At 52.3% G+C, this 20,482-nt stretch carries 16 protein-coding genes; 5 read left to right on the top strand and 11 right to left on the bottom strand.

Annotation, left to right across the window (positions count from 1 at the left end; all coding sequences use genetic code 11):
- Window positions 1-18 precede the first annotated feature (18 nt).
- Together tus and rstB are read right to left on the bottom strand one after the other, a co-directional pair.
- Complete coding sequence (gene tus / locus E2L00_RS03540; RefSeq protein ID WP_167607062.1) at window positions 19-948, bottom strand: DNA replication terminus site-binding protein; 930 nt, start codon at window positions 946-948, stop codon at window positions 19-21.
- Between the two features lie 99 nt (window positions 949-1,047).
- Entirely contained in the window at window positions 1,048-2,352 is a 1,305-nt protein-coding gene (gene rstB, locus E2L00_RS03535) for a two-component system sensor histidine kinase RstB (protein WP_167607059.1), read from the bottom strand.
- A gap of 179 nt (window positions 2,353-2,531) precedes the next feature.
- Between rstB and zinT the strand changes: the two genes are divergently transcribed.
- Window positions 2,532-3,167, top strand: a complete 636-nt coding sequence (zinT, locus tag E2L00_RS03530; protein ID WP_167607056.1) for a metal-binding protein ZinT — start codon at window positions 2,532-2,534, stop codon at window positions 3,165-3,167.
- Between the two features lie 37 nt (window positions 3,168-3,204).
- Here zinT and rstA read toward each other — a convergent pair whose 3' ends face one another.
- From rstA to ydgH, 4 genes are all read right to left on the bottom strand, one after another.
- Window positions 3,205-3,933 (bottom strand): two-component system response regulator RstA, encoded by a 729-nt coding sequence (gene rstA / locus E2L00_RS03525; RefSeq protein ID WP_167607052.1) that lies wholly within the window; start codon window positions 3,931-3,933, stop codon window positions 3,205-3,207.
- Between the two features lie 75 nt (window positions 3,934-4,008).
- The gene (folM, locus tag E2L00_RS03520) at window positions 4,009-4,749 is read right to left on the bottom strand and encodes a dihydromonapterin reductase (protein ID WP_167607049.1); all 741 of its coding nucleotides are present in this window, start codon (window positions 4,747-4,749) and stop codon (window positions 4,009-4,011) included.
- Window positions 4,750-4,768: 19 nt separating this feature from the next.
- Window positions 4,769-6,151 carry an amino acid permease gene (locus E2L00_RS03515; protein ID WP_167607046.1) on the bottom strand — a complete coding sequence of 461 codons (1,383 nt, stop codon included), beginning with the start codon at window positions 6,149-6,151 and terminating at the stop codon, window positions 4,769-4,771.
- Window positions 6,152-6,348: 197 nt separating this feature from the next.
- Window positions 6,349-7,293 (bottom strand): DUF1471 family protein YdgH, encoded by a 945-nt coding sequence (gene ydgH / locus E2L00_RS03510; protein ID WP_167607043.1) that lies wholly within the window; start codon window positions 7,291-7,293, stop codon window positions 6,349-6,351.
- 543 nt (window positions 7,294-7,836) lie between these two features.
- On the opposite strand from ydgH, the gene pntA reads away from it, so the two are divergent.
- From pntA to E2L00_RS03495, 3 genes are all read left to right on the top strand, one after another.
- Entirely contained in the window at window positions 7,837-9,366 is a 1,530-nt protein-coding gene (pntA, locus tag E2L00_RS03505; RefSeq protein ID WP_167607040.1) for a Re/Si-specific NAD(P)(+) transhydrogenase subunit alpha, read from the top strand.
- A gap of 10 nt (window positions 9,367-9,376) precedes the next feature.
- Window positions 9,377-10,765 carry a Re/Si-specific NAD(P)(+) transhydrogenase subunit beta gene (gene pntB, locus E2L00_RS03500; protein WP_167607037.1) on the top strand — a complete coding sequence of 463 codons (1,389 nt, stop codon included), beginning with the start codon at window positions 9,377-9,379 and terminating at the stop codon, window positions 10,763-10,765.
- A 367-nt stretch (window positions 10,766-11,132) separates the two neighbouring features.
- Window positions 11,133-14,111 carry an autotransporter outer membrane beta-barrel domain-containing protein gene (locus tag E2L00_RS03495; protein ID WP_167607034.1) on the top strand — a complete coding sequence of 993 codons (2,979 nt, stop codon included), beginning with the start codon at window positions 11,133-11,135 and terminating at the stop codon, window positions 14,109-14,111.
- Between the two features lie 52 nt (window positions 14,112-14,163).
- Here the strand turns inward: E2L00_RS03495 and E2L00_RS03490 are convergent, their stop codons facing one another.
- From E2L00_RS03490 to ogt, 4 genes are all read right to left on the bottom strand, one after another.
- Window positions 14,164-15,357, bottom strand: a complete 1,194-nt coding sequence (locus E2L00_RS03490) for a zinc-dependent alcohol dehydrogenase (protein ID WP_167607031.1) — start codon at window positions 15,355-15,357, stop codon at window positions 14,164-14,166.
- 375 nt (window positions 15,358-15,732) lie between these two features.
- Complete coding sequence (gene uspE / locus E2L00_RS03485; RefSeq protein ID WP_167607028.1) at window positions 15,733-16,683, bottom strand: universal stress protein UspE; 951 nt, start codon at window positions 16,681-16,683, stop codon at window positions 15,733-15,735.
- A 135-nt stretch (window positions 16,684-16,818) separates the two neighbouring features.
- The gene (gene fnr, locus E2L00_RS03480; protein ID WP_167607573.1) at window positions 16,819-17,571 is read right to left on the bottom strand and encodes a fumarate/nitrate reduction transcriptional regulator Fnr; all 753 of its coding nucleotides are present in this window, start codon (window positions 17,569-17,571) and stop codon (window positions 16,819-16,821) included.
- A 208-nt stretch (window positions 17,572-17,779) separates the two neighbouring features.
- Window positions 17,780-18,295, bottom strand: a complete 516-nt coding sequence (gene ogt / locus E2L00_RS03475) for a methylated-DNA--[protein]-cysteine S-methyltransferase (RefSeq protein ID WP_167607025.1) — start codon at window positions 18,293-18,295, stop codon at window positions 17,780-17,782.
- A 594-nt stretch (window positions 18,296-18,889) separates the two neighbouring features.
- Between ogt and smrA the strand changes: the two genes are divergently transcribed.
- On the top strand, window positions 18,890-19,453 hold the full coding sequence (gene smrA, locus E2L00_RS03470; RefSeq protein WP_167607022.1) for a DNA endonuclease SmrA: 564 nt from the start codon (window positions 18,890-18,892) through the stop codon (window positions 19,451-19,453).
- On the opposite strand, the gene E2L00_RS03465 is transcribed toward smrA, so the two are convergent.
- Window positions 19,450-20,373, bottom strand: a complete 924-nt coding sequence (locus E2L00_RS03465) for a LysR substrate-binding domain-containing protein (protein ID WP_167607019.1) — start codon at window positions 20,371-20,373, stop codon at window positions 19,450-19,452. The two genes, smrA and E2L00_RS03465, sit on opposite strands and share 4 nt — an antisense overlap.
- Window positions 20,374-20,482 lie beyond the last annotated feature (109 nt).

The following is a 20,482-nucleotide window of genomic DNA, read 5'->3' as shown; positions in this document are numbered from 1 at the left end:
CCTTCCCGGAGGCGCTTTTTACTTCTCGCAATACAAATGTAAACGCGGGATCAGCAGCCGCAGCGCCTGAGCTTCGGGCTTGTAGCGGTGGCGGATATTGTCCGCATCGTAGTTCAGCAGCTCGCCAATCTCCGGTGGCGTCTCACCGATATCCTGCTGGCACAAAACGATCAGCGGCGAAGGGCAGGCGAGCTGCACCTGCTTTTGCTGCTCCTGATACCATACCCGCGCAACCGGCTGCACTTTTACCGGCCGCTTAATCTTCAGTTTGACGCTGTCGGACAGCATGGCCACGTTGTTTAATTCCCGTTCGATTTGCTCCGCCCACTGTTCGCGCGTCCAGGGCGGCACGGCGCGGTTTGCCTTCAGGCTCTTCTCAAGCATTGCCATCACCTCATGGCGAGTCAGATTTTTGATTATCTGCTTATTCGCCCAGCCAAAGCGCAGCGTGGAGGGATTATCGACAAGCGTAATCGCGCGGTAGGCGTTGAGGGTAATCAGACCCGGAATATGACGATGCACCCACTCAAAGCGCTGCACGCTCGGCAGGCCTGAATCAACGCTGATGATCTTTTCCAGCGCGAGTTTGCGTTGATTAATGCGCGCGACCAGCTCATGTATCTGCCGATACTCTTCGGCGCTTACGGCGTAACAAACGGCGCCGGGAAGGCGCACCGCAGCCTTGCTGCTGATTTTTTCTGACTGCTGCTGGATGAAGAGGCGGGTAAAGTGAACAAGCGTCGCCTCGTGCGCCTCTTTACCGATTCGCTGCGTCACCTCAATGTGCGTTAGCGGCTCGTGCTCCTGACCTTTTTCAATTCCCGGCAGAGTAAACACGCGCCCAACCAGCAGGCGACAGGTATCCAGCTGTAGCCGCAGCTGGTGCAGATCCCGCTCAAGCTCGCGAAACGTTGTGGTCAGTCTTTCAATCAGGTCGTAATCAGCCATCGCACACCCACTTTAGTTACAACATACTTATAATTTATAACACAAAAAAGAACACCTGACCAACAGCGTTGCCATAGGTCAGTCAGGACAAAGAAGGGCTTATGCGACAGATGAGGATTGAGACTCGACGGTATTAACCGGCCAGCTAAAGCGGATGCAAGCTCCGCCAGAAGAACCGCTCTCCACGCTAACGGCACCTCCCATTGCTACCGCAACAGAACGCACAATTGCAAGCCCAAGGCCACAGCCACCGGTGGCCCTGTCGCGGCTTGGGTCAAGGCGAACAAACGGCTGAAAAACATGCTCGCGCTCTTCCACTGGAATGCCCGGACCGTCGTCTTCAACCTGCAATACGGCCGTTTGTCCCTCCAGACACAGGCTGACGCGCAGCTTTTGCTGGCTGTAACGAAGGGCGTTATTAATAAGATTATCGATGACGCGCTCCATAAGCCGTAAATCAATCTGCCCGAATACGCCGCCCGCAGGGCGTTCCAGTTCGATCTCGCGGTGAGGATGGATGAGACGAACGTCGGCAATATGCTTTTGCAGCCAGTCCGGAAGATCGACTGGCGAAAGGTGCAGTTCGGTTTGCGGACGGTCGAGGCGGGCATAGGTCAGCAGCTCATCGATAAGCCCTTCGAGCTGGCCGATATCACGATTAAGCGCCTGTGATTCTTCCGCGGTAAGGTTATCGCTCATTTCCAGCCGGTAACGCAGGCGAACCAGCGGCGTGCGCAGTTCGTGGGCGATACCGTCAATCAGCAGCTTTTTACTGGCAATCAGCGCGTTAATATTATCCGCCATCTGGTTAAAGGCGACTCCCAGGCGTTCAAAACTGGAAGCGCTGTCGAAATGGATTCGCTCGTCCAGATGCCCCTTGCCGAGCCGCTGTGCTGCGGTTTCCAGCTTCAGCATGTCCTGCCAGTGCGGGCGCATCCAGATGAAGACGGGAAAGGCAAGCGAGATGGCGATAAACGCCATCAGCGCTACGTCAAGCAGGCGCATCTGGTGCAGAAAAAACAAATACGGAATAGGGCCAACGGCCAGAACGTAATGGCTGCGGGGAATACGCTGGATAAACGTATATTCGTCATCAAGGGCGACGATTTCCCCTTCGCGCAGATGACGGGCGGTAATGTCATCAAGCTTAAATTTGCTCATCGGCTCGATGTTTAACTTAAACGATAAGTTGAGATCGAGATCGTTGATGGTCTTGTTCCAGTCGCGGGGCGGGATTTCCCGCAGCTCGCTACGCATCAGATAGAGCGAACTTTTCATCAGGTCATCCAGCGACTGTCGGCCCGCACGCTCGGCGGTAAATTTATAGACCAGCCCAACCAGCATCGTCATTACAAGGAAGCAGACAAACAGCAGGAGATAAAACTGAATAAACAGCTTTTTCATTAAAAATTACCGATCTATCAATTAACTGGTTCTGCCGCCTGCGCTTCAGGGGCGTTATGGAGCACAAGTATGCTCGCGTTCTCTGCGTCTGGCTATAGACGCAGGCTTTCGCCATGGCTTAGTGTTATGTTATAACATATAAAACAAGGTGAATGACCACACGGGAGAAAGTAACAATCATGAAGATCGCCGCTATTTTACTGGGAATGGGAGTATTACTGAGCAGTTCACACGCTTTTGCCCATGCACATCATGGTGCGCCCTTAACGGAGACAGAACAAAAAGCCAGTGAAGGGACGTTTGACGATAAAAACGTTAAAGATCGTGCGTTGAGCGACTGGGATGGCATCTGGCAGTCGCTGAATCCCTATCTGCTGAAGGGCGATTTGACGCCGGTGCTGGAACAAAAGGCAAAAAAAAGCGGCAAATCGCTTGCTGAACTAGAAGCCTATTACAAAACAGGCTACGCAACCAATATCGATACAATTGGTATTGAGAATAACGTTATGGAATTCCATGTCGGAAAAGATGTGAAGTCCTGCGAATACCGTTATGCCGGGTTTAAAATCCTGCACTATGTCTCGGGGAAAAAGGGCGTCCGTTACCTCTTTGAATGTAAAGACAGCCAGTCTGCGGCACCGAAATATGTCCAGTTCAGCGACCATATTATCGGCCCGCGTAAATCCCGGCATTTTCATATTTTCCTGGGGAATGAATCTCAGGAAGCGCTGCTGAAAGAAATGGATAACTGGCCGACTTTCTATCCATACAACATGACTACCGCGCAGGTGGTGGATGAAATGCTGCACCACTAAAGGACAGATGCCGCTTACACGCGGCATCGCTATTTCATCACGCTGTACTTTCCCAGGCATGGGGCGCAAAAAGATAACCTTTATTGCGTACGGTTTTAATGCGAAAAGGTTCCGTGGCGCTGTCGTACAATTTTTTGCGCAGCCGGGAAATGGCAACGTCCACGCTTCTGTCCATGCCGTCGTAGCTTACGCCACGCAGGTTTTTCAGCAGCGCGTCCCTGTCCATAATTTGTCCGGCGTGCATGGCCAGCTCCCATAGCAAATCAAAATCTGCGGTAGAAAGCGCAATATACTCATCGCCGAGCGTGACCTGCCGGTTCAGTGGGTCGATACAAAGCGCGCCAAACCTCATGGCCTTATGCGGTTTTAACGCCGCTGGCGTGGTTTCTACGGTGTGTTGTGCAGAGATTCGCTGCCGTAAATGCAGGCGCAGACGCGCCAACAATACGGCGGGAGGCGTGGTTTTCAGAATATAATCGTTAGCGCCCATCTCCAGCGACAGAATATGGTTCATGTCGCTGTCGAGAGAGGTCAGCAGAACAATGGGGCCGTCCCACTGTGGCCGTAGATCCCGACATAACGTCATGCCGTCTTTACCCGGCAGCATGACGTCCAGAAGCACCAGATCGGGCTGTTGCTGTTTGATCACCGCTTCGGCGCAGTCGCCACGGCTTTCAACAATCACTTCAATGTCATGTTTTCCCAGATAGGCTGCAATCAGCGCGCCCACTTCCGGGTCATCTTCCACATATACGATTTTATTCATAACCCGGCACGTCAGGTAAAAGAGAAAACATACACTGAGCGAATCTATTACACCATAAATCGCTGGTAAACAGATTTATCGAAGAGGACGACCGCCGTCCACCGCGTGGGAGCGTCCGGTAACATATCTGCTTTCCAGCAGGTAATTTACCAGGGCGACGATCTCTTTTTCACCCGGCGCCACCTTCATCAAAGATTTATTCAGCGCTTCTTTGCGGTACTGCGCATCGTCACCTTCGTTAAATGAAATCATGGCCGGAGCGATAGCATTGACTTTCACTTCAGGGGCCAGCTTACGGGCGAAAGAACGCGTCAGGTTATCTAACGCAGCTTTACTGGCGGCATAGGCGATATGTTTGTCGCTGCCGCGCTCAACCACATAATCGGTAAAGTGGATAATGTCCGAACCGGCGTGGCCGTGCCCGCGCAGTAAAGGTTCGAACAGATGATTCAGCAGGTAAGGCGTATTAACGTGAATTTGCAGCATGGCCGCAAGCGTGTCGCTATGCGCAACCGTTTGAGATTCGGCCTGCCAGGCGCTGGCGTTGTGAATAATGGCACGCAGGCCGTTGCATCGCTGCATAACGCTATCCGCGAAGGCCCTGATCCCTTCATCCGTAGAGAAATCGCTGAACAGGCAAAGCGCGCCCGCCTGTTCGAGCTCATCAATAGAAGGGTAGCGAGTCCTGAAACTGACAATAACCGGCTGATGACGCGACAGAAAATCTTTCGCAAGCGCAAGGCCGATACGACGGCCAGCGCCGGTAATCAGCACGGGCCGGCCAGAAAACACGTTATCCACTAATAAGTTCTCCATGCTTGCCGGTCGGGCGGCGCTATTTCATCAACATCCATGTCGCCGGAAAAGAGGCAAGCAACATCACTGTAATAATCGTTTTTTCCTGCATATTCAGCTTGATTTCATGAGCATGCGTGCTGCGGGCGTACATAAAGACAAGTAATCCAGGAGCATATAACACCACCGACAAAAGGAGGTGCATGGGGCCTGACGCATAAAGTAACCACAGGCCATAAAGGCATGCGCCGAGGCCGATGGCTTTATGCAGGGGACGCATAGCCACTTTTAATAAATACGCGCCCACCAGGAAATAGGGCACCAGAATCATTTCCGACGCAATCGTCAGCAGCGTGTTGTAGTCAGAGCCGGTCAGCCAGATTAATACCAGGCAAAGCTGGACGCTGATGTTGGTCAGCCATAGCGACGCCGAAGGAGCGTTATTTTTATTCTGGCGCGCAAAAATTTTTGGGAACGCTTTATACGTAGCGGCAAGCAAAGGCACTTCTGCGGCCATAATAGTCCAGCTCAGGTAGGCGCCGCATACGGAGACGATAAGGCCTGCGGCGATGATAACTTCGCCCCAGGGGCCCATCATCTCTACCATGATGCCAGCCATGGATGGGTTGCGCATCGTCGCCAGCTCAGGGCGAGCCACCACGCCAAGAGAAAGCAGCGTTACCAGTAGATAAACACCCAGCGCGGCGATGACGGCCAGCAGGGTTGCGCGTCCTACATCTTTTTTATTGCGCGCGCGGGCGGAAACGACCACGGCGCCCTCAACGCCAATAAATACCCACAGCGTAATCAGCATGGTGTTTTTAACCTGCTCCCAAACCGGCACGCCTAACGCCAGGCCGGAAAAGTCGAGGCTAAAAGTACGAAGTTGAAAAGCCATGGCTGCGAGCACGATAAACATACCGAGCGGGAGAAGCTTAGCGAGAGTGGCGACCAGATTAATACTCGCTGCGGTTTGCACGCCGCGCAGCACCAGCCAGTGAACCATCCATAACAAGACAGACGCGCCAACGATGGATTGCCAGGTATTGCCATCGCCAAACAGGCGCAGCTCTGGCGTATCGGTAAAGAAGCTTAACGCTGAGAACACAATGACGAGATAGGAAACGTTAGCGATAACCGCGCACAGCCAGTATCCCCAGGCGGAGCAGAAGCCGATTAATTCACCAAAACCTTCACGGGCATAGGTAAATATTCCGCCATCCAGCTCCGGACGCAGGCGGGTCAGCACCAGCATAGCGAGCGCCAGCAACAGGATGCCTGCGCCGGTGATTGCCCAGCCAATTAACAGCGCTGCGGGGCTTGCGATGCTTGCCATATTTTGCGGCAGGCTAAATACCCCTGCGCCGAGCATCGAGCTGAGGACCAGGGCGGTTAACGCGGCGAGGCCAAGTTTCTTTTCCATAGTTGTCCAGTAAATGTGAGGCAGGATCCAGAATAATTATTATGCTTTTTCGCATAAAAATGGTGGATCACGCTAAGGCGCGGAATTTTACGGAGTGTAGACGCTGCTTGCAATGGCATGCGCCATAAATTGGACTAATCGGGCAAAAAGAGGGCACAAAAAAGGGCAGCGAAGGCTGCCCCCGGGACATGGCTATATTATTTGTAGAGGTCGGCGCTGACGGTCAGGTTGCCGCCACGCTCCTGCCACTGGCGGGTCACGTGGTAGAACTTCGCGCCTTTCTTCGCTGCACGTTTCGCCACCTGGTACGACACTTCGGTCATGCCGCTGTAGTGGCCGGTGAACTTGACGCTGTCGAAAGGCACCATCTGAGCGGCGGTGATTTTGTTGATCTCTTCCACCTGCGTGCCGTCCGGCAGAGTGACAGTGTAACGCCCACCTTTTGATGACTGGGTTTCAAAGAAGCGGCCCACGTCAGAACTTGGGGTGGCGGAAGAGGCAACGCCTGGAATTTCAACGTTTTTTGCAGCGGCACCACCGGCAGCCAGTGCCGCTTTACCCGCTTCTGAATTTGCAGGGATGGCATCCGGATCCTGCACGACGCGTTTTTTGGCGTCGGCTTTATAGATGAACGCGGTTATACGCTGGTTGCCGCCCTGGTTTGCATCGACCTGACGCACGATAAAGAAAGAGGATGCGCCTTTTGCTTTAGCGGCTTTGGTAATGACGTCATTAACTTCCGGCTGGCTGCGGTAGAACCCCTGAACGGTAACGGTATCGAAGGGTTCGAGCAGGTAAGCCTGAGCTTTTGGCAATTCCATCACGCCATTGATGACGCGGTTGCCTTTTTCTTCGGCTTTCTGCGCATCCGCATGGAAAATATCAGCAACTACACGCCAGTTACCGCTGTTGCCGGTGTCATTCAGATCCTGGATGTAGAAAGAAGCGGCGCCGGCGTCGTCAGCCCGACGAGAAACGGCTTTAGCCGCGTCGCTGATGGCGTTAAAACGCCCCGTCACCACGATGCGATCAAAAGGTTTAAGAGAGGCCGCTTGATCTGGCGTCAGTTCCTGCGCTGCCTGAGCAGAAAGCGTCGTCAGGGAGATAAGGGCTGACGCCAGAAGGGTGTTCTTGAGCTTCATAAAAATAATCCTTCGCCTTGCGCAAAATGAATACTAATACCGCATTCTCTGAAAATTACCTGTAGGCCGCAGATTATTGCATTGAATGAGCACTACTGTCTGCGGCATTTTTCAGGGGAGCGATGCGTAATCGCTGAATTTTCATAACTAAAGATTATATGTCCTTAATTCACGCGCTTGACCAGTAAAATCGATAAAGCTTACGACTTCTTTAGTTAATGCAATGTTAAAACTGGCTTTTAGCATGGCGCAGAATCATGTTTTACCGCTTCGCTTAAGCGTATTATCAGGCATCAGCGATGAATTTTAGTTAGAAAGAGCTGCCTGAGCGCGCTGGCCCTTAGTTTTTGCGGTAAAGATACAATTACTGCGATCATGATGTGGATCACAGGCGTTATTTTCAGTAGGTTATAAAAAGTTTGTTACAGATGTATTTTTTGTTGAAGTGGTAACGGGGATGCCGTTTGTCAGGGGCAACGTGCATACGGTTGGCTACGGCAACGTCTGGCAAACCATCATAATAAACAGATGGAAGGGAATACTATGCGTATTGGTGTACCAAGAGAGCGGTGGGCAGGTGAATCCCGCGTGGCTGCCACACCGAAAACCGTGGAACAACTACAGAAGCTGGGGTTTACCGTCGCCATTGAAAGTGGCGCAGGCAAACTGGCGAGCTTTGATGACGAAGCGTTTCAACAGGTGGGCGCCGCCGTTACCGACACTCAGGATGTCTGGCAATCTGACATCATTCTGAAAGTAAATGCCCCGCAGGACAGCGAAATTGAGCTGCTGCGCGAAGGCTCAACGCTGGTTAGCTTCATCTGGCCCGCGCAAAATGCGCAGCTGCTTGAAAAACTCGCCGCGCGCAACGTCACCGTAATGGCAATGGACTCGGTGCCGCGTATTTCGCGTGCTCAGTCGCTCGATGCGTTGAGCTCCATGGCCAATATCGCAGGCTATCGCGCTATTGTTGAAGCCGCCCATGAATTTGGTCGTTTCTTTACGGGGCAGATAACCGCGGCAGGTAAAGTGCCACCGGCGAAAGTAATGGTGATAGGCGCGGGCGTAGCAGGCCTTGCGGCAATCGGTGCTGCAAACAGCCTTGGCGCTATCGTGCGGGCTTTTGATACGCGTCCTGAAGTAAAAGAGCAGGTTCAGAGTATGGGCGCCGAGTTCCTGGAGCTCGACTTTAAAGAGGAAGCGGGCAGCGGCGACGGCTATGCCAAAGTAATGTCCGAAGCCTTTATTAAAGCGGAAATGGCGCTGTTCGCCGCGCAGGCGAAAGAAGTCGACATTATCGTTACCACAGCCCTGATCCCGGGCAAACCGGCCCCGAAACTCATCACCCGTGAAATGGTTGATTCCATGCAGGCGGGCAGCGTGATTGTCGATCTGGCGGCGCAAAATGGCGGTAACTGTGAATACACGGTGGCCGATAAAATTACCGTTACGCCAAACGGCGTGCGTGTCATTGGTTACACCGACCTGCCGGGCCGTTTACCGACCCAGTCCTCACAGTTGTACGGCACTAACCTGGTAAACCTGCTGAAACTGCTCTGTAAAGAAAAAGACGGCAATATCAATGTCGATTTTGAAGACGTGGTCGTGCGTGGCGTAACGGTTATCCGCGAAGGCGAAGTCACCTGGCCTGCACCGCCAATTCAGGTTTCCGCCCAGCCTCAGGCGGCACAGCCAAAAGCGGCCGCTCCGCTAGAAGTGAAAAAACCGGCTTCTCCATGGCGCAAATACGCGTTTATGGCGCTGGCGATTATTCTCTTTGGCTGGCTTGCTGACGTCGCGCCAAAAGAATTCCTCGGCCACTTTACGGTGTTTGCCCTGGCCTGCGTGGTGGGTTATTACGTGGTGTGGAACGTTTCACATGCGTTGCATACGCCGTTGATGTCGGTCACTAACGCTATTTCCGGGATCATTGTGGTGGGCGCGCTTTTACAAATTGGTCACGGCGGCTGGGTCAGTTTCCTGAGCTTTATCGCCGTACTGATTGCCAGTATCAATATTTTTGGTGGTTTCACCGTCACTCAGCGCATGCTGAAAATGTTCCGGAAGAACTAAGGGGTAACAAATGTCTGGTGGATTAGTTACAGCTGCATACATTGTTGCCGCGATCCTGTTTATTTTCAGCCTGGCCGGGCTGTCGAAACACGAAACGTCAAAGCAGGGCAACCTGTTCGGCATGGCCGGTATGGCGATTGCGCTGGTTGCGACCATTTTTGGGCCGGAAACGGGCAACGTCGTATGGATAATCGTGGCGATGGTTATCGGTGGTGCTATCGGTATGCACCTTGCGAAGAAAGTCGAAATGACGGAGATGCCGGAGCTGGTGGCGATTCTGCACAGCTTCGTGGGCCTTGCGGCGGTTCTGGTTGGCTTTAACAGCTATCTGGATCATGCGCCAGGACTCGAACCGGTGATGGAAAACATCCACTTAACGGAAGTTTTCCTCGGCATCTTTATCGGCGCGGTGACCTTTACGGGCTCTATTGTGGCGTTTGGCAAGCTGCGCGGCAAGATTTCCTCTAAGCCGCTGATGCTGCCGAATCGTCACAAGCTGAATCTGGCGGCGCTGGTCGTTTCCTTTGCGCTGCTGATTGTGTTTGTTCGTACCGAAAGCGTTGGCCTGCAGGTACTGGCCGTGCTGGTTATGACCATTGTTGCGCTGGCGGTCGGCTGGCATCTGGTGGCGTCTATCGGCGGTGCGGATATGCCGGTAGTGGTTTCCATGCTGAACTCCTATTCAGGCTGGGCGGCGGCGGCGGCGGGCTTTATGCTCAGCAACGATCTGCTGATCGTTACCGGTGCGCTGGTCGGTTCATCGGGTGCCATTCTGTCGTACATCATGTGTAAAGCGATGAACCGCTCGTTCATTAGCGTTATCGCCGGTGGTTTCGGCACGGATGGTTCGTCTACCGGTGAAACGGATGAGGCCGGGGAACATCGTGAAATTACAGCGGAAGAGACAGCGGAAATGCTGAAAAACTCCAGCTCTGTGATCATCACCCCGGGCTACGGTATGGCGGTTGCGCAGGCGCAGTATCCGGTTGCAGAAATTACCGAGAAGCTGCGAGCGCGCGGGATCAAAGTACGTTTTGGTATTCACCCGGTGGCGGGCCGTTTGCCTGGTCATATGAACGTCCTGCTGGCTGAAGCGCGCGTGCCGTATGACGTGGTGCTGGAAATGGATGAGATCAACGAAGATTTCACCGATACCGACACCGTGCTGGTTATCGGCGCGAACGATACGGTCAACCCGGCCGCACAGGAAGATCCGCGTAGCCCAATCGCCGGTATGCCGGTGCTGGAAGTGTGGAAGGCGCAAAACGTTATCGTCTTTAAGCGCTCAATGAATACCGGCTATGCCGGGGTACAAAACCCGCTGTTCTTTAAAGACAATACGCAAATGCTGTTTGGCGATGCGAAAGCCAGCGTGGAAGCGATTCTGAAAGCGCTCTGAGGTTCGAACCGACAGATAAAAACCTGTGGGCTTTGCCCGCAGGTTTTTTTTTCGTTAATTCGCCTGCATCGCGTGATTTATAATAAGACTTTTCTTCGTCGCTGTTTAATTTTCTCGTATAAGACAATGCCTTTGCCTGTTTTTATTTGAACAGGTAATAAAACTTTGCAACGATAATAAATATTACTTTAACCTTCAGGTAATTTTCTTAAATTAACCTTCGGCGGAGGTAATATTTTGACAAGGAATGAATTTTCTTGCTATTAAAGCGGGGTGCCACTGAAAACATGCAGCTTACGTCCCGTCCGCAGATTGACTGATGCTTCGGATGGTTCCCTTCGTTAAACTCATTACAAGGAATCGTTCAATGAGGATGAGTGCGCTCGCGTATTTGATTCGCTCCAGGTTGATATTGTCGTCGCTTATTATTTCTGGCGGTAGTTTTGTTTCGCCAGCGGTGAACTCAACTCTGTATTTAAATACCATTGATCTGGCGTCACAGCAGATTAATCCGGGTGATGTTATTAACACCGGCGACGCTAACGGTATTATCTCAGGCGCTAATGACAACACCGGCCTGCAGTTAGGGGATGCGAAGGTGAGCCTTATCGTCAATACGCAGGGCAGCATGCAGCCCGTGAGCGGGATTAATCTCAGCGCTAGCGCAGCGCCTGCCCACGCTCTGGGAAAAAACTCGTCCATCGAGGTAACTGCTAAAGATAGCGCGCAAGCAACCTATGGCGTCCTGGCCGGGGACGGGCTCAGTATCCGCTCTTCGGATTTAACCATGAATATTTCCGGGCACGATCATGCCTGGGCGATTTACGCCGGCAACGGAGTAGTTAGCCTGGAGGATAATACATCTATTTTTACCCATAGTGATAAACACGCAACCGCGATCGGGCTGAGTGGTAATTTGCATACCGGCCGTTTACAGCTTATCACGCAGGGTGCCAGCGCGACGGGAATTATGACGGCACAGGGAAAAGACAGATCGTTACTGAATCTTGGAGAAGGCAGCGAATATATTGTTAACACCAGGGATACGCTTGGTACTTCGGCGGCTATTGAGACTAACGGCCCGACCACAATTATTGCCAACAACCTTAAGATAACGACCACCGATGCGCACGGAATAAAAGTTAATAAGGGCGCTGCGGATATCAGTCTGGGCTCCGGGTCGTCTATTAACATAAATGGCGAGACGGGATATTCAGGCCTGTATTTGTCAGGAGATGACGGAGGCAGCAGCGTTGACGCCGAAAACCTGACGGTTTCCACTACCGGGAAGAATGGGTATGGCCTGAATCTGAATGTCGGGACAGGGAATGTGGCGTTAAGAGGGAAGACTTCCATTTCCACCAGCGGCGACGGCGCCCACGCGATATGGTTGTCCGGGCCCTACAATAAGGCATCACAACTGACTGCGGAAAACTTACTCATTCATACCTCCGGTAAAAATGCGGTGGCAATGGAGCTCACAACTGGCGTGACGAACGTTGCTGCCGGTGAGTTTAAAGCAGAAAACGGGGCGGGCATTATCGCCGCAAGAACGAGCGGCAATACCGCGCCCGTTGTGACAATCAATAACAGCTCCGTGAGGGCGAAAGGACTCGCCGCCAGCGCACAGCAGGCGGGAACGGTGCTTAATCTGCATAAGGTCCAGGCTGCGGCGCAGGGCGCTTACGGTATATGGGCGGTCACCGGCGGCGAAGTCAATATGACCGATAGCTCGCTCAGTGTCGCACCGTCGACCTACGCACTGGTAGCGAACAACGGCGGTCAGATTAATTTTTCCGGGGCGACAAGTATTAGCGGTTCTGAGATCGCCATGGCGACTGACAGTCCCGCATCCTGGATTAAAGGCAGCGGCCACATGATGGTTGATGGCGGACTGTATGCCAGGAATAATGCCGCCATCGCGCTGGACATGGCGGATGGGTCGGTGCTTAACGGATTGGCTTCCCGCACGAATGGCGGCGTGGTTAATCTTTCGCTGCGCAACAGCCTGTGGAATATGAGCGACAGCTCCGACGTCAGCGAACTGGCGCTTGATAATGGTACGGTAAATTTCGGCGGTACAGAGAAGTTTAAAACTTTACGGGCGACGAGTTTAAGCGGACGCGGAAACTTTACTATGCGTACCGACCTGGCTGCGCTGAAAGGAGATGTCATTGCCGTCAGCGGCACAACGCGTGGCGAGCACCAGCTTACCGTCACTAACAATGGCAGCGCCGAAACGGACGGCAAGGAAGTTCTGACGCTGGTAGAAACCGCGGACGGCGGAGGGAAATTTTCCCTGAAAAATGACGTAGAGTTAGGAGGATATGTATACAGCCTCCGCCAGCAGGAGAAGAACTGGCAGCTTGTTTCGCTGGCTCAGGCCCGGCCGGAACCACCACCAGTTCCTGTGCCTCAGCCGCAGCCGCCGATCTCCAGCGCGGCCAGCGCTTCGGCAAATACACTCAATATTGGCTATCTGCTCAAATTTGCCGATATGAGCACGCTGATGCAGCGTATGGGACAGATTCGTCGGGAGGAGAAAGATGAAAACGTCTGGCTGCACGGCTATGGCGGCAACTTCCGTGCCTTTGATAACGGCAAGCTTAACGGCTTCCTGATGAACTATCGCGGTTATCAGCTTGGCGCGGATAAACAGTGGCCTCAGGCGAATAGCTTGACTTATATGGGGTTTGCCGCGGGCAGCACCGTTTCCGATCAGACCTACCTGAACGGAAGCGGTAATGTAAAAAATTATAATGTTGGTCTGTACGCCGGGTATCTGCACGATAGCGGTTTTTACCTTGATGCCGCGTTTAAATATAACCGCATGCGCACCGCAATCAGCGTGCTGGATACCCAGGGAAATGAGGTCAGCGGCAAGGCGGCTTCGAATGGCTTATCCCTGTCTCTGGAAAGCGGCAAGCGCTTCTATTTTTCCGGTGAAAACGCCGGACCTTATATAGAGCCTCAGCTGCAGACGCTGGTATTCCGCCAGGAAAGCAGCCGTTTCCATAACACAAATGGCCTGACGGTGGATCTTTCCGGTTACACCTCAGCAACAGGAAGGGCAGGCGGCCTGCTTGGCTACAGCGCGCGGGAAGGCGAAACGCCGATAAACTTCTATTTTAAGAGCAATTATCTGCATGAATTTAAAGGTAAGGCCAGTTATCGGCTGAACGGGAATAAAGAGGGCCACTCTTTCAGAGGCGACTTCTGGTCAAACGGCGTGGGGGTCAGCGCAGGCATTGCCAGGCAGCACGAATTATATTTCGATATGGAAAGAGTTAACGGCAAGCGCTTTACGCAGAATAAGGTTAATGCAGGCTATCGTTTTAGTTTCTGAAGCAAAAGGGGTCAGATATCTGGCCCCTTTTGCGGCGTTGACCGTGCTCCTTTTAGATTGTGGCAGCATCCGCCCTAAGGCCCGGCACAAGAATAACCTTACGGCAGTCTTCCTGGCGTTTCTCAAAAATTTCATACCCACGGGCGGCATCTTCGAGAGGAAGGTGGTGAGTCACAATTTCTTCAGGATGCAGATGTCCGCTTTCTATCAAATTGAGCAGCTCAGGCAGATACGCATGAACATGCGTTTGCCCCATTTTGAAGGTCAGTCCTTTATCAAAGGCATCGCCAAACAGGAAGGCATGAATAAAGCCCGCGTAGACGCCCGGCACGCTGACAATCCCTCCGCGGCGCACGGCGGCTATACACTGTCTCAACGCCTTGCCGCTGCTTCCTTCAAGTTTAAGGTTGCTGAGCACCGTTTCGGTTATGCTGCCTTTTGCTTCAAACCCGACCGCGTCAATGACCGCATCCACGCCGCGGTTGCCGGCAGTGTGCTCAATAATCCAGGCGGCAGCATCGTCATTTTCATCGAAATTGATCGGTATCGCGCCATAGCGTTGCTGGGCGAAAGCGAGCCGGTAGGGATGATGATCGATAATAAATATTTTCTCCGCCCCGGCCAGGCGGGCGCATGCTGCGCACAGTAACCCTACGGGCCCGGCGCCGAAAATTGCCACGCTGGAACCTTGTTTAACCTCAGCGTTTTTAACTGCCTGCCAGGCGGTAGGAAGAATATCGGAGAGGAATAAAACTTTTTCATCCGCAAGGGTGGAAGGGACTTTAAACGGGCCTGCGTTGGCTTTTGGCACCCGTACATATTCCGCCTGGCCGCCGGGTATACCGCCATAAAGGTCGCTGTAACCAAATAAAGCGGCAGGAGGGGTAATCGATTTGCGATTCAGCGCGGAACCTTTACCCGTATTGGTTGTTTCACAGGCCGCGTACTGATGCAGATGGCAGAAAAAACAGTCTCCGCAGGCGATGACGAAAGGGATAACGACCCGGTCACCTTTATTCACCGCCGTTACGCCAGAACCCGTTTCCACGACTTCGCCCATAAACTCGTGACCAAAAATATCACCATGATGGATGCCGGGGATTTTTCCGTGGTAGAGGTGCAAATCTGAACCACAAATCGCCGTAGCGGTGACTCTGAGAATAATATCGTCAGGTGCTTCGATGATCGGGTCGGGCATATTGTCGACGCTGACATGCTTAGGGCCATGATAAGTAAGTGCTTTCATATGTTAGCTCTATCCTCGCGATCCTGGATTAATAAATGAACGACCTTAAAAATGTAGCCTGGATTCTATTGGTGCGAGCGATATAGAGTTTATTGTGCAGAATAAAGGGGGAGTTGTACCACACTTATGGTCTGATGAAATCGTCAGTATCCTTAGTTATCAGCCGGCCAGAAAATTATTGTAATAAACTGAACTTTTAATCCATGCTTTATTCGACGGCAAAACTGGCGGAGCTGACTTATTTATTGCCAGGGCGAACGGCTTATTTTGCGTAGCATTATTTCCAGATGAAGGATTAATGTGCTTTCTTGTCTGATAGGCTAAAAAGCCCGCTGGTGGAGCACCGGCGGGCTTTTTAGTTAACTTAGCGAAACGTTAATCGTCTTCATCATCGTCTAATTCGACGGGCGTCTGATATTCATCAGGCTTGATGACCAGCAGATCGCAGCGTAAATGATCGATAACCTGCTCGACGGTATTGCCGAGGAATGCGGCGGAAAGGCCGGTGCGTCCTACCGTTCCCAGCACAACAATCCCCGCCTGAAGATGTTCGGCCAGGTCCGGAATGACCTCTTCCGGCAAGCCTTTTTCGACATGCGTCATTTTCTCAGCGATGCCAAACTGCTGACGGATGGCTTTCATCGCCACCAGATGCTGGCCGCGAATGGCGTCGTTATATACGCTGGGGTCAAAATCAGGCAGTTCAATGGCGATATTGATAGGCGTAACGGGATAGGCGCCCACCAGATGCACTTCAGTGTGGTTGATATCATCCGCCAGGCGCAGGGTTTCTTTAACTAACTTCTCATTAAGCGCGTTATGATACTGCTCTTCGCTGGCAAGGTTTACGGCAACCAGCGCTTTACCGCCTTCCGGCCAGGGCTTCTCGTTCACCATCCATACCGGGCAAGGGCATTTGCGCAGCAGATGCCAGTCGGTTGGGGTAAAAATTACCGCCTCAAGTTTGTCGTGCTGGTGGGTCATTTTTAACAACAGATCGTGACCGCCGGCGATCACTTCCTGGATAATTGCTTCGAAAGGACGGTTATGCCAGACCACTTTAATCTCAATGGGCACACCGGCTTCGATGTAATACTGCGCCTGTTCTTTAATCCAGGCCGCGCGCTGACTAATGACACCTTTACGCATAGCGGTGCGTTCGTCTGGTGACAGAAGGGTGGTCATTTCATAAGAAAAATCATAGATCGGCAAAAAGGCCTTAATTCTGCCGCCAATCCGTTGATGCAGATAAACAGCACGCCGCAGGGCAGGTTGATCGTCCTGATTGGGATCAATCGCGACTAGCATGTTTTGATACTTTGCCATACAGGTCTCCTTACAACTGCTAACCACAGTCTGTTAAGTAAGATTAACCTATAAGAAGAGAATGAAACAGGTAAGAAGCCGTTGCCGGATCAAAAACATAGAAAATATTAGCGACCCGGCAAAGGTCAGTCTTTATCAGGCAACGTTACGTGATTGACCGGCGAGCTGGGAAAGCAGGTCGATGTTTTCAATAGTAATATACTTGCCCTTCACGGCCAGCATGCCGCTTTTCTGGAAACGACCCAGCAGGCGGCTAATGGTCTCAACGGTTAAGCCAAGATAATTACCGATGTCGCCACGGGTCATAGTCAGACGAAATTCGCGAGGTGAGAAACCGCGCTGGGCGAAACGACGTGAAAGATTGTAGACAAACGCGGCCAGACGCTCTTCGGCATTCTTTTTAGAAAGCAGCAGAATCATGTCCTGATCGCCTTTGATTTCACCGCTCATTAAACGCATCATCTGCTGGCGCAGACTCGGCATTTTACCGGATAAATCATCCAGCGTTTCGAAGGGTATTTCGCACACCATAGAGGTTTCGAGCGCCTGGGCAAAGCTCGGGTGATGCCCGGTGCCGATGGCGTCAAAACCGACCAGATCGCCAGCAAGATGGAAACCGGTGATCTGCTCATCGCCCTGTTCGGTAATCGTGTAGCTTTTGATGGTCCCTGAACGAATGGCGTACAGCGATTTCAGTTCGTCACCCGCTTTAAACAGGGTTTGCCCCTTCTGAATAGGCTTTTTGCGCTCGATAATGTTATCAAGCTGATCAAGCTCATGCTCGTTGAGCGTAAAAGGGATGCATAATTGGCTGATGCTGCAGTCCTGACAATGGATAGCACAACCGCCAGACTGAATGCGTCGGATAATTCGCTTTTCAGGGATCATAGATATGCTCAGACCGTAATTGATATTGGTCAATTTTACCATCTTTTTGCTGAGCACGTAAGTATGGCGAAACACCGTAGGGAATATAATGTTATTCAAAATGCGAATTTTTACGCCATCTTGTTGATAAGGATAAAGTTAACTAATCAATCACGTAAATTACGGCCGCATTTATGGCTTAATTATCGCTTTGAAAGCCGCCGCGGGCCTAAAGCAATAAATATCCTTCATGCCGCAAAAGCCACTCTTTACGGCTCACGCCGCCGGCATAACCTGTCATAGTGCCGTTGCGCCCGATAACGCGATGGCAGGGCACCACAATACTGACCGGATTAGAGCCATTCGCGGCCCCCACGGCCCGAGCGGCTCCTGCGCGACCAAGCTGCTCTGCCAGTTGCCCATAATGCATAACGTGACCGCAGGGAATAGTACGCAGCGCCTGCCATACCTCGCGCTGGAACGGAGTGCCTGCGGTAGCCGTCGGCAGATGGTGAATGATGCTCAAATCGCCGTCAAAATAGTCGCGCAGCTTGTCGCTCATCCCGCCAGGATTCTGACTGCTGACGCGCAGATAGCCTTGCGCGCGATAATGAATATTCAGCAGCTGCACCATACGATCGCTGTGTTCTTCCCACTCCACGGCCCGTAGCCTGAACTGCTCATCACAGAGTATCCATAGCGGCCCAAGCGGCGTGGCAATTTTATCTTCAAGCAGTGTCAGCATGATGCTCTCCATTTTTAATACGGGCGCGGGCGACCTCCGGACCAACAGAATACCACGCCATCAGCAGCAGCAACCAGACATCCTGAAAGGGTAGATAATGCCCTGAAACCTTTGCGCTGTTTTCCCGCAACGATCGTCCGGCAATGAATAACCATTATTTAACAGAGGGATTAAAATAGGGCGGATAAGAGCCACGTTATTTTGGATTTGTTTTTTCGTCAGCATTGTTAAGCCAAATTATGCGTCCGGTAAATACACAAAAAGCAATAAAAATATTATGTATTAAAAAGGGGGCCTGACGACATCAGTCCGACCCCAGTACACACAGCAATGCTTCCTGTTTATACCCTGTTATATTCCTGTTCGGGCTACTGCTATTTATAGCCAGTTCAGAACAAAAATGCATGATTATCTGAGTGATTGGTTTCACGCTTTTTGCACAGAGAATTAATTTCGCATTAACGAGTAAAATAAAACTAACCGCATAGAATATTATTTGTACATATCAAACGCCAAAGCAGCATGCTACTGATATTGAGCCTGGGCAGGCAGGCGGTTATAGTACGCGGCGAAGACGAGCCAGGAGGATTTTCCATGAACCTTGACGACAAATTGCTGTTTCTCGACGCCATGGAGGATGTCAAACCGCTGAAGAACTGTGCCAGCAGCCAGTGGCTCAAACCGGTCAAAGAAAAAGATTCGCAAAAAATCGACACATTGCAGCTCGATAATTTTTTGACGACAGACTATCTGGATATTGTCTCGCTGGGCACCCCGCTGGAATTCAAACGCGAAGGCCTGCAAACCGGCGTGCTCGACAAACTTCGCCTGGGGAAATATGGCCAGGAAGCGAGCCTCAATCTGCTGCGCCAGCCCGTTGAACAGTGTCGCCAGATGCTGTTTGCTTACATCCAGCAGGCAAAACATGACGGGCTGCGCAACCTGTTAATTATCCACGGTAAAGGCCGTGACGATCGTTCCCATGCGAACATCGTGCGTAGCTATCTGGCACGCTGGCTTCCTGAGTTTGAAGAAGTGCAGGCTTTTTGCAGCGCAATGCCGCACCACGGCGGCAGCGGGGCCTGTTATGTGGCGCTGAAAAAATCGCCTCAGGCAAGGATCGAAAACTGGGAACGACACGCGAAACGTAGCCGTTAGCCCGGCATAGATTTCCGAATCGAAGCGAGCAAAATCTGCGCGCCCGGCGATAACACGGCATCCACCCGCGTCAGGATGCCAATCGGCTCTCCAGCGCCCTGGATGGTAATCGGCAGAGCCGTCAACGTGCCTTGTTTCAAATCTTCTTTGACCGCGCCTGAGGGAACAAACCAGACGTAGTTGTAATCCACCGTTAACTGGCGAGAAAGCGAGGCTGACAGCGTTTCGATGCAGGTCGCCGGGAGTTTACATCCCTGGCCTGCAAGCAGCGTCTCGGTATTCTGGCGTGGGGCGGTACCTTTCGGCGAAACCACCGCCGGCCATTCCATCACCCGGCTCAGGGTAATATTTTCCTGCAAAATAGGATGGCCCGGGCGCACCACGAGTTTTAGCGATTCGAGAAACAGCAGCTCATAGTTCAGCCCGGTCATCAGTTCGGGATCGGACATCCGTCCGATGCCCAAATCCAGCTCGCCGGTCTTCAGGCCCGCCAGCAGCATGGTGTTGTTCATGGTGCCGACCTGAAGCGTCACGTCGCTTTGCTGCTTGTGAAACTGACCGATAACCGCAGGTAATATACCGAGCACCGCGGTAGGCAACGCGCCGATTCTGACCACGGCGGAGGTCTGGCCATCTTTGCGAGTCAGGGACTGCCCGGCGTGATTAAGCGCATCGAGAACCTTGACGGCGTGAGTGAGAAACTGTTCGCCCATCAGCGTCAGCTGCGCCCCTAATCGCCCGCGATCGAACAGGCGCGTGCCGGTCAGCTGCTCCAGTTCATTAAGGGTTTTAGAAAGGGCCGGCTGGCTCAGATTAAGTGTTTCAGCCGCTCGCCCCAGCGTTCCCTGTTGAGCGACGGCCACGAAAGTGTGCAGATGGCGCAAGCGAATGCGCTGACTGAAAAGACCATTTTTTTCCATAAGCGATGTTAAAAACAGACGGGGCGCGGTGACAAGGTAAGTTATTTAATTATGATAACTTGCTAGCAAAATAATGTTAACAATTCATCAATATCGCTAACATGAAATG

Source organism: Cedecea colo (genome assembly GCF_011808225.1).
Taxonomy (GTDB): Bacteria; Pseudomonadota; Gammaproteobacteria; order Enterobacterales; family Enterobacteriaceae; genus Dryocola; species Dryocola colo.
The sequence above is the reverse complement of the archived record's forward strand: the minus strand, read 5'-3'. Positions and strand labels throughout refer to the sequence as shown.

Excerpts from the sequence above, each read along its gene's own strand:
- rstA (WP_167607052.1), bottom strand. The coding sequence starts at position 3,933 with ATGAATAAAATCGTATATGTGGAAGATGACCCGGAAGTGGGCGCGCTG.
- rstB (WP_167607059.1), bottom strand. The coding sequence starts at position 2,352 with ATGAAAAAGCTGTTTATTCAGTTTTATCTCCTGCTGTTTGTCTGCTTC.
- E2L00_RS03490 (WP_167607031.1), bottom strand. The coding sequence starts at position 15,357 with ATGAAAGCACTTACTTATCATGGCCCTAAGCATGTCAGCGTCGACAAT.
- uspE (WP_167607028.1), bottom strand. The coding sequence starts at position 16,683 with ATGGCAAAGTATCAAAACATGCTAGTCGCGATTGATCCCAATCAGGAC.
- tus (WP_167607062.1), bottom strand. The coding sequence starts at position 948 with ATGGCTGATTACGACCTGATTGAAAGACTGACCACAACGTTTCGCGAG.
- ogt (WP_167607025.1), bottom strand. The coding sequence starts at position 18,295 with ATGCTGACACTGCTTGAAGATAAAATTGCCACGCCGCTTGGGCCGCTA.
- smrA (WP_167607022.1), top strand. The coding sequence starts at position 18,890 with ATGAACCTTGACGACAAATTGCTGTTTCTCGACGCCATGGAGGATGTC.
- folM (WP_167607049.1), bottom strand. The coding sequence starts at position 4,749 with ATGGAGAACTTATTAGTGGATAACGTGTTTTCTGGCCGGCCCGTGCTG.
- pntB (WP_167607037.1), top strand. The coding sequence starts at position 9,377 with ATGTCTGGTGGATTAGTTACAGCTGCATACATTGTTGCCGCGATCCTG.
- pntA (WP_167607040.1), top strand. The coding sequence starts at position 7,837 with ATGCGTATTGGTGTACCAAGAGAGCGGTGGGCAGGTGAATCCCGCGTG.
- ydgH (WP_167607043.1), bottom strand. The coding sequence starts at position 7,293 with ATGAAGCTCAAGAACACCCTTCTGGCGTCAGCCCTTATCTCCCTGACG.
- E2L00_RS03465 (WP_167607019.1), bottom strand. The coding sequence starts at position 20,373 with ATGGAAAAAAATGGTCTTTTCAGTCAGCGCATTCGCTTGCGCCATCTG.
- E2L00_RS03515 (WP_167607046.1), bottom strand. The coding sequence starts at position 6,151 with ATGGAAAAGAAACTTGGCCTCGCCGCGTTAACCGCCCTGGTCCTCAGC.
- fnr (WP_167607573.1), bottom strand. The coding sequence starts at position 17,571 with ATGATCCCTGAAAAGCGAATTATCCGACGCATTCAGTCTGGCGGTTGT.
- zinT (WP_167607056.1), top strand. The coding sequence starts at position 2,532 with ATGAAGATCGCCGCTATTTTACTGGGAATGGGAGTATTACTGAGCAGT.
- E2L00_RS03495 (WP_167607034.1), top strand. The coding sequence starts at position 11,133 with ATGAGGATGAGTGCGCTCGCGTATTTGATTCGCTCCAGGTTGATATTG.